The 15,467-nt window shown below is 73.4% G+C and carries 18 protein-coding genes; 6 read left to right on the forward strand and 12 right to left on the reverse strand.

The annotated features are described in order from the left end of the window. Positions 1-155: 155 nt before the first annotated feature. The 4 genes from HA039_RS00995 to HA039_RS01010 all read right to left on the reverse strand — a co-directional run bounded on the left by HA039_RS00995 (position 156) and on the right by HA039_RS01010 (position 4,644). Positions 156-299 carry a hypothetical protein gene (locus HA039_RS00995; protein ID WP_167022324.1) on the reverse strand — a complete coding sequence of 48 codons (144 nt, stop codon included), beginning with the start codon at positions 297-299 and terminating at the stop codon, positions 156-158. Between the two features lie 200 nt (positions 300-499). Continuing rightward, positions 500-1,795 carry a DUF2510 domain-containing protein gene (locus HA039_RS34560; RefSeq protein ID WP_425086306.1) on the reverse strand — a complete coding sequence of 432 codons (1,296 nt, stop codon included), beginning with the start codon at positions 1,793-1,795 and terminating at the stop codon, positions 500-502. Between the two features lie 73 nt (positions 1,796-1,868). Next, complete coding sequence (locus tag HA039_RS01005) at positions 1,869-3,203, reverse strand: carboxyl transferase domain-containing protein (protein ID WP_167022330.1); 1,335 nt, start codon at positions 3,201-3,203, stop codon at positions 1,869-1,871. After that, a complete protein-coding gene (locus tag HA039_RS01010) occupies positions 3,196-4,644 on the reverse strand; it encodes an acyl-CoA synthetase (protein WP_167022333.1) in 1,449 nt (482 codons plus the stop codon). Before HA039_RS01010 ends, HA039_RS01005 begins: the two co-directional genes overlap by 8 nt. Before the next feature lie 291 nt (positions 4,645-4,935). Here HA039_RS01010 and HA039_RS01015 point away from each other — a divergent pair, with 291 nt between their 5' ends. Next, a complete protein-coding gene (locus HA039_RS01015) occupies positions 4,936-6,048 on the forward strand; it encodes a DNA alkylation repair protein (protein WP_167022336.1) in 1,113 nt (370 codons plus the stop codon). Positions 6,049-6,180: 132 nt separating this feature from the next. Here HA039_RS01015 and HA039_RS01020 read toward each other — a convergent pair whose 3' ends face one another. The 4 genes from HA039_RS01020 to rpmG all read right to left on the reverse strand — a co-directional run bounded on the left by HA039_RS01020 (position 6,181) and on the right by rpmG (position 9,019). Beyond that, complete coding sequence (locus tag HA039_RS01020) at positions 6,181-7,005, reverse strand: aldo/keto reductase (RefSeq protein WP_167022339.1); 825 nt, start codon at positions 7,003-7,005, stop codon at positions 6,181-6,183. Between the two features lie 85 nt (positions 7,006-7,090). Continuing rightward, positions 7,091-8,329, reverse strand: a complete 1,239-nt coding sequence (locus HA039_RS01025) for an MFS transporter (RefSeq protein WP_167022342.1) — start codon at positions 8,327-8,329, stop codon at positions 7,091-7,093. 200 nt (positions 8,330-8,529) lie between these two features. Continuing rightward, the gene (locus HA039_RS01030) at positions 8,530-8,790 is read right to left on the reverse strand and encodes a type B 50S ribosomal protein L31 (RefSeq protein WP_167022345.1); all 261 of its coding nucleotides are present in this window, start codon (positions 8,788-8,790) and stop codon (positions 8,530-8,532) included. A gap of 64 nt (positions 8,791-8,854) precedes the next feature. Continuing rightward, the gene (gene rpmG / locus HA039_RS01035) at positions 8,855-9,019 is read right to left on the reverse strand and encodes a 50S ribosomal protein L33 (RefSeq protein ID WP_167022348.1); all 165 of its coding nucleotides are present in this window, start codon (positions 9,017-9,019) and stop codon (positions 8,855-8,857) included. Between the two features lie 265 nt (positions 9,020-9,284). Here rpmG and HA039_RS01040 point away from each other — a divergent pair, with 265 nt between their 5' ends. From HA039_RS01040 to HA039_RS01050, 3 genes are all read left to right on the forward strand, one after another. Further along, on the forward strand, positions 9,285-9,941 hold the full coding sequence (locus HA039_RS01040; protein ID WP_167022351.1) for a histidine phosphatase family protein: 657 nt from the start codon (positions 9,285-9,287) through the stop codon (positions 9,939-9,941). A 218-nt stretch (positions 9,942-10,159) separates the two neighbouring features. After that, complete coding sequence (locus HA039_RS01045; RefSeq protein ID WP_243868986.1) at positions 10,160-10,705, forward strand: hypothetical protein; 546 nt, start codon at positions 10,160-10,162, stop codon at positions 10,703-10,705. A 100-nt stretch (positions 10,706-10,805) separates the two neighbouring features. Continuing rightward, positions 10,806-11,603: a fibronectin type III domain-containing protein gene (locus HA039_RS01050; protein ID WP_167022356.1), complete on the forward strand. Its 798-nt coding sequence runs from the start codon at positions 10,806-10,808 to the stop codon at positions 11,601-11,603. Positions 11,604-11,619: 16 nt separating this feature from the next. Here the strand turns inward: HA039_RS01050 and HA039_RS01055 are convergent, their stop codons facing one another. Further along, on the reverse strand, positions 11,620-12,132 hold the full coding sequence (locus tag HA039_RS01055; protein WP_208298511.1) for a MarR family winged helix-turn-helix transcriptional regulator: 513 nt from the start codon (positions 12,130-12,132) through the stop codon (positions 11,620-11,622). A gap of 129 nt (positions 12,133-12,261) precedes the next feature. Here HA039_RS01055 and HA039_RS01060 point away from each other — a divergent pair, with 129 nt between their 5' ends. After that, positions 12,262-12,618 carry an HGxxPAAW family protein gene (locus tag HA039_RS01060; RefSeq protein WP_167022362.1) on the forward strand — a complete coding sequence of 119 codons (357 nt, stop codon included), beginning with the start codon at positions 12,262-12,264 and terminating at the stop codon, positions 12,616-12,618. A gap of 109 nt (positions 12,619-12,727) precedes the next feature. Here HA039_RS01060 and HA039_RS01065 read toward each other — a convergent pair whose 3' ends face one another. Next, entirely contained in the window at positions 12,728-12,931 is a 204-nt protein-coding gene (locus HA039_RS01065) for a cold-shock protein (RefSeq protein ID WP_167022364.1), read from the reverse strand. Positions 12,932-13,223: 292 nt separating this feature from the next. Continuing rightward, positions 13,224-14,207, reverse strand: a complete 984-nt coding sequence (locus HA039_RS01070; protein ID WP_167022367.1) for an aldo/keto reductase — start codon at positions 14,205-14,207, stop codon at positions 13,224-13,226. A gap of 161 nt (positions 14,208-14,368) precedes the next feature. On the opposite strand from HA039_RS01070, the gene HA039_RS01075 reads away from it, so the two are divergent. Continuing rightward, a complete protein-coding gene (locus tag HA039_RS01075) occupies positions 14,369-15,013 on the forward strand; it encodes a choice-of-anchor M domain-containing protein (RefSeq protein WP_167022370.1) in 645 nt (214 codons plus the stop codon). Positions 15,014-15,135: 122 nt separating this feature from the next. Here the strand turns inward: HA039_RS01075 and HA039_RS01080 are convergent, their stop codons facing one another. Then, positions 15,136-15,432 carry a hypothetical protein gene (locus HA039_RS01080; RefSeq protein ID WP_167022373.1) on the reverse strand — a complete coding sequence of 99 codons (297 nt, stop codon included), beginning with the start codon at positions 15,430-15,432 and terminating at the stop codon, positions 15,136-15,138. Between the last annotated feature and the right edge of the window lie 35 nt (positions 15,433-15,467).

The raw sequence follows: 15,467 nt of genomic DNA on the forward strand, positions 1-15,467 counted from the left end.
CGGGTGCGGCCGCGGGTGCGAGGTGGGGGACGTCCCGTGCGGCGGGCGGGGCGGGCGCGTGCGGCGTGGCGCGGGGAGAACTCAGGCGGGCGCGAAAGGAGTTCGCGGTCGCCCGGCGACGGCCGGGCAGGCGGGTCGGCGGTGCGGGCGGGGTGTTAGCCGTGACCGTGCAGGGCGCGGCAACCGGCCTCCGGCGCGGACGCCGGGCCGGGGCGCGAGGACGCCGCGTCGGCGGCGTCCGAGCACAGTGCGCAGGCGGCCTGTCGCAGGCACTCCCTCATCACACGTGTGCAACCCATGGGGCGAGTGTACGGCCAGAGGGGCGCTCCCGGCTCCGTCGTGCGCGGGCCGGCCGCCGCCCCCGGACACGACGACGCCGGGCGGACCGGTTCCGGTCCGCCCGGCGTTCGCGTGCGGGAGTGCGGCGCGGGCCGCGGGGGGTGCGCGGGCCGCGGGGGGTGCGTGGGTCGCGCGGGGTGCACGGGTGGGACGGAGAGGGTCAGACGCCCTGTCCGGTGCCGGTGCCGCCGCCCGCCGCCTTCTTGATCCCCTTGGTGATGTCGTCCATGACGGTCAGCTTCGGCGCCTTGCTGTTGACGTCGAACCCCGACCGTACGAGCACCATCAGCTCCGGGGTGGCCGGGGACGGGAAGGCCAGCGACTGGACGTACCCGTCGTCGCCCTTGCTCGTCACGACCTTCCAGCGCACCAGGTAGCCCTTCTGGCCCGCGACGGTCACCGCCTCGGCCTTGAGCTGCTCGTGCGAGGAGATCTTCCCGTACGAGGCACCGCCGTAGGACTCGGTGGCGTTGACCTCGATGTCTTTCTCCGCGGCCTCCTTGGCCGTCTTCGCGTTGTTCTTCAGCGCGGCGGCCGGGGCCGAGGACACCCCGCCGAGGACACAGGTCTGCGACGTCTGGCCTGGGCACGGGTAGTCCCCGGTCGTCACGCCGGCGCCGATCGGTCCCGACTCGCCCTTCCAGCCCGCCGGCACCGGAATGCTGATGCCGCTGGCGCCGTCGGTGGCGAAGCCGGCCTCGGTCTGCGGCTGGGGCAGGGAGGGACCGCCGTCCTCACCGCCACCCCCGCCGCCCTCACCGTCACGCGGCGGCGCGTCGGGGCTCTGGCCGCGCTCCCCCGGCCCGGGCTCGCCGGGTACGCCGGGCAGCGAGGGGGCCGCGGAGGAACCGTCGCTCGCCACGGTGTTGTTGTCGGTGGTGTCCGCCGTACCGCGCCCGAGGAGGAAACCGCCGCTCGCGACGGCCAGCACCACCACGGCGGCGATCGCCCCGAGGGTGATCCGGCGCTTGCGGTTCCGCGGGGCGGGCGCCGTGCCCACCGGGTACGGCGGGAAGTACGGCTGTCCCCAGCCCGTGCCGGGGGGCGGCGCGGGCGGTCCGCCCCAGCCCGCCCCGGCGGCGGCTGCCGGCACGGGGGCGGGGAGGGGGGTCGTGACCGTGGCGGGATGGCTGTGCGCCGGGTCCGGAACGGGTTCGGGAGCCGGGTCCTTGACCAGGTCGGCGCCCTGGGGCCGGTCGGCGCCGCCGTCGGCGTGGGTCCCGTCGGACGGGTCCGCCTCCTTCGCGGGTGCCGCGCCCTGCGTCGGCGCGGCGTCCTGGCCCGGTTCCGGGGTCTGGGCCGGTGTCCCGTCCTGGTCCCGGTCCTGCTCCCGGTCCGGCGTGGCGGAACGGAGTTCGTCGGTCCAGGCCGATCCGTCCCACCATCGTTCGCGGCGGGGGCCGTCGCCTGTGTGCCCTGGATCGGGATGCCAGCCGGGCGGAGTCGTGTAAGTCACGCGCCCCAGCCTAAGCATTTCATCTGAAAAGCCGGTGAGAGGGCCATGAGAATTGGCGCCGGGCGGACGCCGTTCACGGCACGATCCCGCGGATCGCGCCCAGCTCCAACAGATCCTGCGGCCGCAGCCCGAGCTGGTCGGCCGTCGTACCCGCCTCCTCCGGGGCGCGCTTGAGGATCGCCGCGGCGAGTTCTGGCGCGATGACGGAGAAGTAACTGTCCTTCGTGGCCCAGGTGTTGTCCGGCGCCGACAGGGCCAGCACACCGCCCGAACCGCCCTCGCCGATCAGCAGCGTGGTGAGCGGCACCCGGGCGGTCGCCATCGCCGCGAAGACGTCGGCGATCGCCGCCCCCGCTCCCGCACGTTCGGCCTCGGCGTCGTTGGCCGCGCCCGGGGTGTCCACCAGGGTGAGGACGGGGACGCCCAGCCGGTCGGCGAGCCGGATCAGCCGCGCCGCGGTGCGGTAGCCCGCCGGGAGCGTGGCCGTGCCGCACTGCGCCACGTAGGCGTACGTACGGCCCGCCCGGTGCCCGAACCCGCAGCGCGTGCCGGGGTCCGTACCGCCGCAGCGGTCGCCGGTGATCTCCTCCCGGTGGCTGAAGTAGGCGTCCAGGTACGCCCCGGCGCGCGGGCGCGCGGCGGACCGGGCGCGCCGGACCGCCTCGCGGCCGGTGGCGGGCAGCGGGGTGTCGCCGAGACCGCCGGGCGGCGGGGCCGCGTCCGCGCGTACCCCTCCGGTGAGCAGCGCCAGCCACCTGCCGACCGTGGCGCCCAGCTCCTCCCGCCGCACCACCGCGTCGATCTGACCGGCCGTCAACTGTCCCTGGGCGGTGTACGCATGGGGATCGGCGTCCGGGGGCCGTACCCGCGATCCCGCGAAGCCGATCTGGGCGTCCGGCAGGGCCAGGACCACGTCGGCCCCCGCGCCCAGGGTGGCCCACCCGCCGCCGGTGGTCGGGTCGCGGACGACGGCCACCTGGGGCAGCCCGGCTTCCCGGGTGAGCGCGGACTGCCGTGCCACGCGCTGGAGTTGGAGCAAGGCGCGCATGCCCTCCTGCATCCGGCTGCCGCCGGTGGCGATCAGCGAGACGACGGGCAGCCCCTCCTCCCGCGCCCGGGTGTGGGCGGCCTCGATCCGGTCGCCGGTCGCCTCGCCCAACGAGCCCCCGAGGAAGCCGAATTCGAAGGAGATCAGTACGGCACGGGTGGCGCCGACCCACGCGGTCCCGCAGACGACGGACTCGGCCTCGCCGGTGACCCGGCGGGCCCGCCGCCGCTGGTCGCCGTACCCCGCCCAGGCCAGCGGGCCGTCCGGCGCGGAGATGTCCTGGGGCGCGGGCAGTTCGGCGAAGTCACCGCCGCCGGTCACCAGGGCGACGGCCTCCCGGGCGCTCGTCCGGTCAGACACCGAGGGACCTCTTCATGACCTTGCCCATGTCGTTGCGGGGCAGGGCGTCCAGGTAGCGCACCACGCGCGGCCGCTTGTGGGCGGCGAGCTGGCCCGCGACATGGTCCGCCAACTCCGCCGCGGACGGCGGGAGCCCGGGGTCCCGCGGCACGATCCACGCCACGATCCGCTCGCCGAGGTCCGCGTCGGGCTCGCCGGTCACGGCGGCCTCCCGTACGCCGGGATGCTCCAGCAGGACGTTCTCGATCTCCCCGGCGCCGATCTTGAAACCGCCGCTCTTGATCAGGTCGGTGGCCTTGCGGCCGACGATCCGGACGTAGCCGTCGGGATCGCGGACCGCCATGTCGCCGGTGCGGAACCAGCCGTCGGTGAAGGCCGCCTCCGTGGCGTCCGGCCGGTTGAGGTAGGCGGTGAAGAGGTTCGGGCCGCGCACCTGGATCTCGCCCACCGTCTCGCCGTCGTACGCCTCGACCGGGTCGCCCGACTCCTCGACCAGCCGCAGTTCGACGCCGCGCAGCGGCAGGCCGACGGTCCCGGCGCGCGGTTCGCCGTCCGCGCGCACGCTCGTGTTCATCAGGGTCTCCGTCATGCCGTACCGCTCGACGACGGCGCGCCCGGTGGCGGCGGTGATCCGCCGGTGGTCGTGCACGGGCAGCGCGGCGGACCCGGACACCAGGAGCCGCGCCCCGGCCAAAGCCTTCACCAGGGCCGGGTCACCGGCCAGCGCCTCGGCGATCCGGTGGTACATCGTCGGGACGCCGAAGAGCATGGTGGCCCCGGAGGACAGCTCCCGTGTCACCCCGTCGGTGTCGAACCTGCCCAGGTGGCGCACGGACCCGCCCCTGCGCAGCGGCCCGAGGACGCCGAGGATCAATCCGTGGACGTGGAAGAGCGGCAGCGCGTGGACGAGGACGTCGTCGGCGGTCCACCGCCAGGCGTCCTCCAGCGCGTCCAGCGTGGCGGTCAGGGCCCGGCGCGGCAGGACGGCCCCCTTGGGCGGCCCGGTGGTGCCCGAGGTGTAGACGATCAGCGCGGGTGCCTCGGGGGACGGCTCGGGCGGCAGCGCCACGGGGGCGCCTGCGGTGGCGTGGTCCGTCCCGATGTCCACCCGTTCGAGTGCGGCCAGTGCGGGGGGCAGTACGGCGCCCGCCTCCGCCAGGACGAGGTCGGGGGCGCTGTCAATGACGATGTGGGCGAGTTCGCGTGCGCCGCTCCTCGGGTTGACGGGGACGACGGGCACCCCGGCGAGCAGGCCGGCCACCACGCCCACCGCCGTGGCCAGGGTGGGCGTGGCCCAGACCGCGACCCGCCGCGCGCCGGCGATCCGAACGGCCGGCGCGCCCGCCGCGTCGGCGAGTCCGGCGTAGGTCAGGGCCCGCTCGCCGAACCGGAGCGCGGGCCGGTCCGCACGCGCGGCAAGGGCGGGGAAGAGAGGGGTCACGCGTCGTTCTCCTTGACGTCGACACAGCCGGGAAGGACGGGGCACCAGTGTGCCCGCCCCCGCGGCCGGCGGGGAGTGTCAGACCCCTGCCCTAGAGTGCGGAGATGGCGGCCTCACCGGTCCTCACCTGGGACGTCGGCGGGAGCAAGGGGGTTCCTGACCGACCGGGTGACGCGGGGGCCGTCCCGGCGCCCGTGGCCGGGCCGTCGGCAGGATGCCGGAGCCATCCGGGACACGGACCGCCCGTCCGGCCACCGACGCACAGAGCCACCGCGCCCCAGGGAGAAACCAGTGCCCACCGCAGACGAACTCATCAGCCCCGCCGCGGCCGCCGGCCTGGTCCGCAGCCTGTCCGCCGTGGCCCCCGGGCCCGGGCTGCCCGCGCTGCACCGGGCCGCCGCGTCGCTCGCGGGGGTCGGGCTGCGGGCCCGCAACGACCTGCTGAGGGAGGCCCTGCTCGCCGATCTGCCCGCCTCGTACGCCGACTTCGACCGGACCGTGCGGTCGGCCATGGAGGACCCGGACTTCACGGGGTGGATGATCTGGCCGGTGACCGACGCGGCCGCGGTCCGGGCGCTCGCCTCGGACGACCCGCGCGCGTTCGACGACGCCTTGGCGCTGCTGGCCGACCTCACCCCCCGGCTGACCGCGGAGTTCGCCCTGCGCCGGCTGCTGAACGCCGACCTCGACCGCGCCCTCGCGGACATCCAGGGGTGGACCGCGCACCCGGACGCGCATGTACGGCGGCTGGCCAGCGAGGGGACCCGGCCGCGCCTGCCCTGGGCCGTACGGGTCAAGCCGCTGGCCGACCGGCCGGAGGCGACGGTGCCGATCCTCGACGCGCTGTACCGGGACCCGTCCGACTACGTGCGGCGGTCGGTCGCCAACCACCTCAACGACCTGAGCCACACCGCGCCGGAGCTGGCGGTGCGCGTCGCGACGGCGTGGGTGGCGGATCCCGACGACAACACCCTGAAGGTCGTCCGCCACGCCCTGCGGACCCTCGTCAAGCAGGGCCATCCCGGGGCGCTCGCGCTGCTGGGCTTCCCGCCGCCGGCGGCCCTCACGGTCGCGGGACCGGTCCTCGGCGCGACCTCGCTGTCGGTGGGGGACGAGCTGCCGTTCGAGGTGACGCTGACGAACGACTCGGCGGCGGAGACCCGGCTGGCGGTCGACTACGTGGTCCATTACCGCAAGGCCAACGGGAGCACGGCCCCGAAGGTCTTCAAGCTCACCACCGTGACCCTCGCCCCCGGGGAGACGGTCACGCTCGCCCGCCGCCGGTCCTTCAGGCCCATCAGCACCCGGACGTTCCATCCCGGGGAACACGCGCTGGAGGTCCAGGTCAACGGGGTGGCGCGGGGCAGGGCCGTGTTCCGGCTCCAGGTACCGCGGGAGGCATGAGGAAGGCCCCGGCCGGTTCGGGGGATGCCGGCCAGGGCCCTCATGTGTATGAACGCTCAACCACACCGGCGCGTTCCGTACGACCGGTCCCGGGCGGTGTGAAGTGTGCCACCCGGCCGGGGACCGGGGCGGTCAGCTGAAGGTGTCGGGATCGGGGCCCGTCCGCAGGCCCCGGTCGAGCGCCGCGATCGCGGCCAGGTCGCCGTCCGACAGCTCGAAGCCGAACACGTCGATGTTCTCGGCGATCCGGGCCGGGGTCACGGACTTGGGGATCACCACGTTGCCCAGCTGGAGGTGCCAGCGCAGGACGACCTGGGCCGGGGACTTCCCGTGGCGGCGCGCGATCCCGGTGATCGTGTCGTCCGTGAGCAGCGCGCCCTGGGCCAGCGGGCTCCAGGCCTCGGTGGCGATGCCGTGCTCGGCGTGGAACGCCCGCAGCCCGGCCTGCTGGAGGCCGGGATGCAGCTCGACCTGGTTGACGACGGGCACCACGCCGCTGTCCTCGATCAGCCGCCGCAGGTGCGCGGGCCGGAAGTTGGACACGCCGATGGAGCGGGTCCGTCCGTCGGCCAGCAGCTTCTGGAGCGCGCGCCAGGTCTCCAGGTAGAGACCGCGGGCCGGGGCGGGCCAGTGGATCAGGTACAGGTCCACGTGGTCGAGGCCGAGCTTGTCCAGGCTCGTGTCGAACGCCGAGAGGGTGGCGTCGTACCCCTGGTCGTCGTTCCACAGCTTGGTGGTGACGTACAGCTCGTCCCTGGGCACGCCCGAGGCGGCGAGCGCGCGGCCGACGCCGGCCTCGTTGCCGTACACGGCGGCGGTGTCGACGCTGCGGTAGCCGGCCGCGAGGGCGGCGAGGACCGCGTCGGTGGTCTGCTCGTCGCCGACCTGGAACACGCCGAAGCCGAGCTGCGGGATGCGCGCGCCGTCGTGGAGGGCGATGCGGGGGACGGGAACCATGAGGTGCCTTTCCTGGAAGAGGGTGAACGTGAGGGTGACGAGGGAGGTGGTGGGACGCGAGGTGGTGGGACGGGAGGAGTCGGGCTCAGGGGTGGGTCGCGGTGACCCGTCCACCGGTCGCTTCCGGCGCGCCGCCCGGCGCGGGCGCGCCCTTCGCCGCCACGACCCGGCCCGTACGGGGTGTCCCGCGGTCCAGCGCGCCGGACACGAGCGCCACGACGAGCGCGGATCCGGCCAGCGCGGCGCCCACCCAGTTGGCCGCGGTGTATCCGGAGCCGCCCGCGATGACCAGACCGCCGAGCCAGGCGGCCAGCGCGTTCCCGAGGTTGAAGGCACCGATGTTGACGGCGGAGGCGAGCGTGGGCGCCGCGGACGCCTGGTCGAGGACCCGCTTCTGGAGCGGCGGTACGGTCGCGAAGCCCAGCGCGCCGATCAGCGTGATCGTCACCGCGGCGGCGGCCTTGTGGTGGGCGGTGAGCGTGAACAGCGCCAGGACGACGGCGAGGGAGCCGAGTGTCACGTACAGCAGGGGCATGAGACGGCGGTCGGCGAACTTCCCGCCCAGGAGGTTCCCGCCGACCATGCCGAGGCCGAACAGGACAAGCAGCCAGGTCACCGACGAGTCGGCGAAGCCGGCCGTCCGCGTCATCATCGGGGTGATGTAGGTGATCGCGGCGAAGACCCCGCCGAAGCCGAGCACCGTCATCGCCATGGCGAGCAGCACCTGTACGTTCCGGAACGCGGCCAGTTCGTGGCGCAGCCGTACCCCTCGCGGCCTCGGCTGCTCGGGGACGAGGGCGGCGACCCCGGCCAGCCCCACGACGCCGAGTCCGGCGACGACGAGGAAGGTGACGCGCCAGCCGGCGTTCTGGCCGATGAAGGTGCCGAGGGGAACGCCCACGACGTTGGCGACGGTGAGGCCGGTGAACATCATGGCGATGGCTCCGGCCTTCTTGTGCGGGGCGACCAGGCCGGCGGCGACCACGGAGCCGATGCCGAAGAAGGCGCCGTGCGCGAGGGAGGCGATGACCCGGCCGGTGAGCATCAGGCCGAAGGTGGGGGCGAGGGCGGAGATCACGTTGCCCGCCACGAAGAGCCCCATCAGCAGCATCAGCATCCGCTTGCGGGAGATCCGGGTGCCGAGGACGGTCATCAGCGGCGCGCCCAGGACCACGCCCAGGGCGTAGCCGGTGACCAGGAAGCCCGCGGTGGGGATGGTGACGCCGAACTCGGCCGCCACCTCCGGCAGGAGTCCCATGATCACGAACTCGGTGGTGCCGATGCCGAACGCCCCGATGGCCAGGGCGAGGAGCGCGAGAGGCATGGGTGGGGACCTTCCCTGGAGATTGCGCGAGCGCCTTACGAGCGTCGACAATACTTGTGCACGCCTCTTACTTGCAAACGCGCTATATTGCAGACACGTCACATTCGGCATGTCGCCACGCGGCGGCGCACGCAAAAGCCGGCCCCCACCCGGTGCGGGTGGGGGCCGGCTTCGGTCTCCGAGAGGAGAGGTCGGACCGGTCAGTCCGTGGGATTCTCGCGCTTGCCGTAGCGGCGCTCGAAGCGCTCCACTCGGCCGGCGGTGTCCACGACACGGCCACGCCCGGTGTAGAAGGGGTGGCTCGCGGACGAGATCTCCACGTCGATGACGGGGTAGGTGTTGCCGTCCTCCCACTCCACGCGCTGGTCCGAGTCGGCGGTCGAACGCGTGAGGAAGGCGGCTCCGCCGGCACGGTCCCGGAAGACGACCGGACGGGAGACGGGGTGGATACGAGGCTTCATGCGGATTCCTTCCTCGGTACGGGTGGAGGGGGCGGCGCGTGTGGTGCGGTACGGCGCCGCGCGGTCAGCGCTCTTCGCGAAACGTGACGTGCCGGCCGGCGACGGCGTCGTACTTGCGCAGGACGAGCCGGTCGGGATCGTTCCGACGGTTCTTGCGCGTCACGTACGCCTGGCCGGTGCCCGCCGTCGACCGGAGGGTGACGACCGGGCGGGTCTCGCTGCGTGCCATGGGGGCTCCAGACTCTCGATATCGCTTCCATCGAGCGGTACGTCTCTGTAACACACCTCCCCCGTGTCACATTCCCGCCATGTCCCGCCCCTCCCGGCCCCCGCGACAGGGGAGACTGTGGTGACGGGCGACAGGATCCGCCGTGGAATGCGTCCACCGGCGGTCGGGTTCTCCCCTTCGGACCGGGGCGCGAGCCCGGGGCCTGGGGCCGCCGGGGACCACTCCGGACGGCAGGAGCGCGGACAGCAGGAAGCAGGCGTCAGTCATGGGTGAGTTGATCCTCGTACGGCACGGCGAGACGGCCTGGTCGCAGTCCGGGCAGCACACCGGGTCCACCGACCTGCCGATGACGGCCCACGGCGAGGACGAGGCCCGCGCGGTCGCACCGCTGCTGCGGGAGCGTCACATCGGGCTCGTGCTGGTCAGCCCGCTGGCGCGGGCCCGCCGCACGGCGGAACTGGCCGGCCTGGAGGCGACGCGCATCACCCCCGACCTGCACGAGTGGGACTACGGCGCCTACGAGGGCATCACCACCGCGGACATCCACAAGACCCGGCCGGACTGGAGCCTGTGGACCGACGGCGTGCCCCCGGGCCCGGCCGACCACCCCGGCGAGCAGCCCGGCGACGTCGGGGCCCGCGCCGACCGCGTGCTGGACGAGATCATGGACATCCTGCGGACGGGCGACGACGACGTCGCGCTCGTGTCGCACGGCCATTTCCTGCGGGTGCTGACCGCGCGTTATCTCGGACTGAGCCCGGCGGCCGGCGCGCTTTTCCAACTGGCCACGGGAACGGTGTCACGACTCGGCCTGGAACACGGCAATCCCGTCATCACGGCCTGGAATCTCACCGTTCCCGCCAGCAGCTTCCGAGCCGCTTCGCAGGGAACGGAAGACCTGTCCTCACGTTCAGCGGGCTGAATCCCGACCTCTTTCCGGGCTCAACTCCTGGGCCGTTCCGGGGCATTCACCCCTTACGTGCGTTCACGTTCCTGAACTTCGTCGACTTCCGCTGAATCCCTTGTCGGTCACCGCGCGCGCTCCTACTCTGTCGCCCAAGTCACTGGGGAATGGAGACGTGAGACGTGTCCCGGAAAACCCGTATCGTCACTGTCCTTTCCGCCACTTGCGCGCTTCTCGTGGCGGCTCCGGCCGCCCGCGCGGAAGTCGAACCGGGAGGGTGGAACGCGACGTCCCCCTCCTTCACCGTCCAGGAACGGGGCTGCGGCCAGGTCGACAACCTGACCTTCACGCTGACCTGTTCGACCGCGAGCGGCGACCAGCGCGCCGAACGGAGGTACGCCACCTACACCGGCGGCACCCGTCAGTTCGAGGGCTACTTCCGGATAGCCGCCATGGGCGGCACCCGGATCAGCCTGAAGCAGACGTTCAACGAGTCCGCCTCGGGGCCGTACTTCATGCTGGCGGCCGAGCGCGGCGGCCGGCTGTACGCGGTGCACGGCGGCACCACGCTCTCGACCGCGGGCACCGTCGGCGCCACCGTCCGGGTCAACACCGTGCACCAGGTGGGCACCTCGCACCGTACGTACGTCAACGGCTCGCTGAAGCACACCTACAGCAGTCCGGGCGGCAGCTTCTACGACAAGTTCGGCGCGTACCGCACCGACAGCGGCAGCGGTCCCGCCACCGTCGTGTGGAGCAACGTGAAGTTCTGGAGCAAGTAGCGCGCCCCGCGCCGGTGCCCCCGGGGCGTACCGGTATCCCGGCCCGGGCGGACACCGGCGCGGACCATCTCTCCCCCCACACGCCGAGAGGACCTCCTCCGTGCTTCCCCGACCGCGCCCCGCCGCCCTGGTGGTGCTCGTCCTCGCCCTCGCGGGCTGCACCGCGTCGCCCGGCGCGGCACCCGACCGTGCGAGGGCCGCGCGGCCGGCCCCGCACGCCGGCGGTCCCGTGCTGACCGGGAAGCTGGACTCCCCGGTGGACGTCACCCTGCGCTGGACGGGCGACGAGCCGGGAGCGGCCGGCCGCGTGCTGGAGTTCGCGACCGAGTCCACGGGCCCCTACACCGTGCTGGAGTTCCTGGCCCCCGGCCGGACGGACTTCGAGCACCCGGACCTCATGCCGCACACGCCCTTCTTCTACCGGCTGCGGCCCTACTTCGGCCCCGCGTCGGCGCCGGTCGAGGTCACCCTCCCGCCGGGCGAGCCCACCGCGAAGGACCAGGAGGACGACCACACCTGGACGGCGCCGCGCACCCTCGACGGGCCGCCGGTCACCACCCACCCGGTCGTGGACACGTCCGGCGGCCCGCTCTCGGCGGGGCGGACGCGGGCGGTGGACGCCGCCGCGCCCGGCGGCCTCCGGGCGACGGTCATGCACGCGGCGGGCATCAGGTTCACCTGGACCGACCACGCCGCGGACGAGGACGGCTTCCTGCTGGAGGCCAGGCCGTCGGGGAGCGGGACGTACCACCCGGTGGCCGTCCTCGACCCCGACATCAACTCCTTCGGCCTGATCACCCTCCCCGAGGAGAAGCGGGCGTCCTACCGCGTCCGGGCCTTCGTGTACGGGGAGCAGTCCAACGTCGTGCGCCTGGAGACCGGCTCCGACGGCCGGTGACCTCCGGTCCGCCCCGTCACGTCCCGTCCGGTGCCGGATCCCCCGCCCCGAGCCGCGCCGGCATCTCGTCCAGGGAGACGCGCATCAGTTCCTCGGCGCGGGTGAACCAGTCGACCAGGACGGCGATCTCCTCGGGCGCGTACCCGGCGAACAGTCCGTTGAGCCGGTCGTAGAGAGGGCCGTAGACCGCGTACAGCCGGGCGGCGGTGGACGGGTCGGCCACGACCCTGATCCGCCGCCGGTCGGCCGGGTCCGGTTCGCGGTGCGCGTACCCGGCCCGTTCGAGCCGGTTGAGGACACCGGTCACCCCGCCGGTGGTCAGGTTGGCCAGGGCGGCGAGTTCCCCGGCGCCGATCGGCGTCTCCCCCGCCCCGAGGATGTGCCCGAGGCAGGTCAGGTCGGTGATGTTGATGCCCAGCCGCTGGGCCACCCGATGCTGGCCGACGGAACTCAGCGCCATGACCCGGTCCATCCCCGCCAGCGCTTCTGCGGGGGTCGCCGACGGCCGGGGGTTGCCCTTGCCCACCATTCTCCTTAGCATCTAAGTTACTTAGCACGTGAGATACCTTCCCCACGGGGGAAGTCTAGGCGCGGCACGGGTGTGCCGCGTTCCTGGGACGCGTGCACGGACACACCTTCCGAGGAAGAGAGGAAGCCCATGAGCGCGCACGGCGATGTCGACCTGGGCCACACCGTCGCGGGATGGACGGGCACGGTGGTCGCGTGCGCCGGGACGGCCGGCGCGGGAGCCGCGCTGTGTGCCGCGTGGGTGCCCGGCATCTGGCTGGGGCTCGGGGTGGTGGCCGCCGGCGCGCTGGCCACCTGGGTCCTGCACCTCACCGGCTGGGGGAAGCCGCCGGGGCCGCGTACCGCCGACCAGTGGGACTGGCGGGTCCGTGACGTGACGGCGGCCGGGGGCCACGGCGCCTGCGTCGGCTGCCGGCTGGCCCTGCGCGGCACGGGCGGCGGGGAGTTGGGCCGTACGAGGGAGCCGCGGCCGGCGCCGACGGCCTGAGCCGCGCGGCCGGGCCCGCGGAACGGAGCGGGCGCCGGTCCGGCGGGGAGAACCCGTCGGACCGGCGCCCTGTCGTCCGTGCCCTCGCGGGCGGGCGGAACGGCTGCCCTTAGGCGGGGAGGATGTTCTCCGCCTGGGGGCCCTTCTGGCCCTGGGTGACGTCGAAGGTCACCTTCTGGCCTTCCTGGAGCTCACGGAAGCCGGAGGTCGCGATGTTCGAGTAGTGCGCGAACACGTCGGGGCCACCGCCGTCCTGCGCGATGAAGCCGAAGCCCTTTTCCGAGTTGAACCACTTCACTGTTCCACTGGCCATGCTGAATCTCCGTATCCGGGACGCATGGTCCCCCGCACGGTACGGGGAACCGGAGGTGATCGCCTTGGTCCGCAGAGACGCTGAACAGCACAAACGCCCGTGACGGTGCGTCACGGGCGAGCGGTACTTCGGAACCACGACAGCTGATCAAGACGCTACATGGCGCAACGCGATACAGCCACAGAAACGACCAACTCTTGCAGCCGTGCCGCACCCTGGCGCGGCAATCGGCCCACGATCATCCCGTTTTATCTCCCGATCAACGTGATTCCACCGCGTGCGGAGCCGGTGCCTACCAGCGCCCGTGGACCGAGGCGCGCAGCCGCCGGTCGTACAGGTCACGGACGGCGGCCAGGGTCGCCTCCGGCAGGGCGGGCAGCCCGGCGGCGGCGCCGTTGCTCCGGGCCTGCTCGACGGAACGGGCGCCGGGGATGACGGTCGTGACGCCGGGCTGCTGGACGATCCAGCGCAGGGCCGTCTGGGCCGGCGTGGCGCCCTCGGGGGCCAGTTCGCCGAACTCGACCGCCGCGGCGAGGCCGGTCTCGTAGTCGATGCCGGAGAAGGTCTCGCCCTGGTCGAACGCCTCGCCGTGACGGTTGTACGTGCGGTGGTCGTCGGCGGCGAAGACCGTGTCCTTCGTGTACTTCCCGGACAGCAGGCCGGAGGCCAGGGGCACCCGGGCGACGATGCCGACGCCCGCCTCGCGGGCGGCCGGCAGCACCTCTTCGAGCGGCTTGAGCCGGAACGCGTTGAGGATGATCTGCACGCTCGCGACGCCGGGCCTGGCGATGGCGGCCAGCGCCTCGGCGCAGGTCTCGACGCTCACCGCGTAGGCCGCGATCCGCCGCTCGTCCACCAGCGTGTCGAGCGCGTCGTAGACGGCGTCCGACGCGATGACGGCCGACGGCGGGCAGTGCAGCTGGACCAGGTCGAGGGTGTCGGTGCCGAGATTCGCCCGGGAGCGGTCGTTCCACGCCCGGAAGTTGTCCAGGGTGTAGTTCTCCGGGAGCTGCTCGGCCCGCCGGCCCATCTTCGTCGCGACGAAGACCCCGGCGTCCGGCCGGTCCTTGAGGTAGCGGCCGATCAGCTGCTCGCTGCGGCCGTCCCCGTACACGTCCGCGGTGTCGAAGAAGGTCACGCCCGACTCGACCGCCGCGTCGAGGACGGCGAACGCGTCCGACTCGGTCACGTCCCCCCAGTCCGCGCCCAGCTGCCAAGTTCCCAGTCCTACGACGGAGACGTCTCGTCCCGTCCTGCCCAGTACACGCTGCTCCATACGGGCGATGCTACGCGCTCCGGAGAGCGCTCCCCCGCCCCCTCCCCACCGCTCCCCGCCATCCCTCCCCCGATGAGACCGCGGTCACATCGGCATCTTATTGAACATGATTTTCATTCCTTATAGCTTTGGCATGTCCACTTCTCCTACCAGGAGGTCCGATGACCACCACCCTGACGCGCGCCGCACTCTTCACCGGAGCGGCCGCCGCCTCGCTCGCGCTGGCGGCCGCACCGGCGCAGGCCGCTCCGATCACGCTCTCCGCGGGGCATGTCGACGTCGTCGACATCGCCTACGAGGACGGCGCCCTGGAGCTGGGGCTGCACGACGAGACCACCGGTACGCCGGTGGAACGCGACCCGGCGGAGGTCACCCTGCGCGTGAAGCCGGAAGCCAGGACGCAGGTTCCGGCCAACCGCGCCTACGCGTTCCTCGGCGCCGCGGGCGCGCCCGTCTGGATCCTGCCGCAGACCAGCAATCCCAACCTGCTGTTCGCGGGCTGGGCCGCCCACGAGGTCCCGACGGGGGTGTTCCAGAACAACTCCGTGCGGCTGACGCTGGCTTCGGTCAGCGGGCCGGCCGACGTGAGCGTGTACGACGTCACCCTCGGCACGCCCGTGAAGAAGTTCGACAGCGGCGACGGCCTGCCCGACACGGTGGTCGCGACCGCCGGTGAACACCACCACACCAACTGGGCGTTCGAGGCCGCGGGCACCTACACGCTCACCTTCCGGGCCTCCGGAACCCTCACCGACGGCACGACGGTCACCTCGGCCCCGGTCGCGTACCACTTCACCGTCGGCTGAGCCGGGAGCCGGCCGGGCCCGGGCCCGGCGGCGCCCCCATGGAAGGGCGGGTGGCCCCTGAGACGTCAGGGGCCACCCGCCCGTTCACACGTCACGCGCACACCCGCGCGCGCCACCCTGCCTCAGTGGTCGTCCCAGTGCCCGTCGTGGCCGGCGTGCCGGTGGCCGTCGTGCACGTAGTCGACGTGGTCGCGGTGGGGCACCGCGACGTGGCCGCAGCCCTCGCCGTGCTGGTGACCGTGGTCGCCGTGCGTCGCGTGGGCCGCGGCCTCGCACTCGTCCACGTGGTCGCCGTGCACCTGGTGGAGGTGGCCGTCGTGCGCGTAGTCCACGTGGTCGCCGTGCGGGACGGCGACGTGGCCGCAGCCCTCGCCGTGGCGGTGGGTGTGGTCGGGGTGGGGGGCGTGAGCAGTGGTCATGTTCTCTCCGGTCGTCCGTCGGAGACCGGCCGGCG

Origin of the sequence: Streptomyces liangshanensis, from assembly GCF_011694815.1 — a bacterium.
Taxonomy (GTDB): domain Bacteria; phylum Actinomycetota; class Actinomycetes; order Streptomycetales; family Streptomycetaceae; genus Streptomyces; species Streptomyces liangshanensis.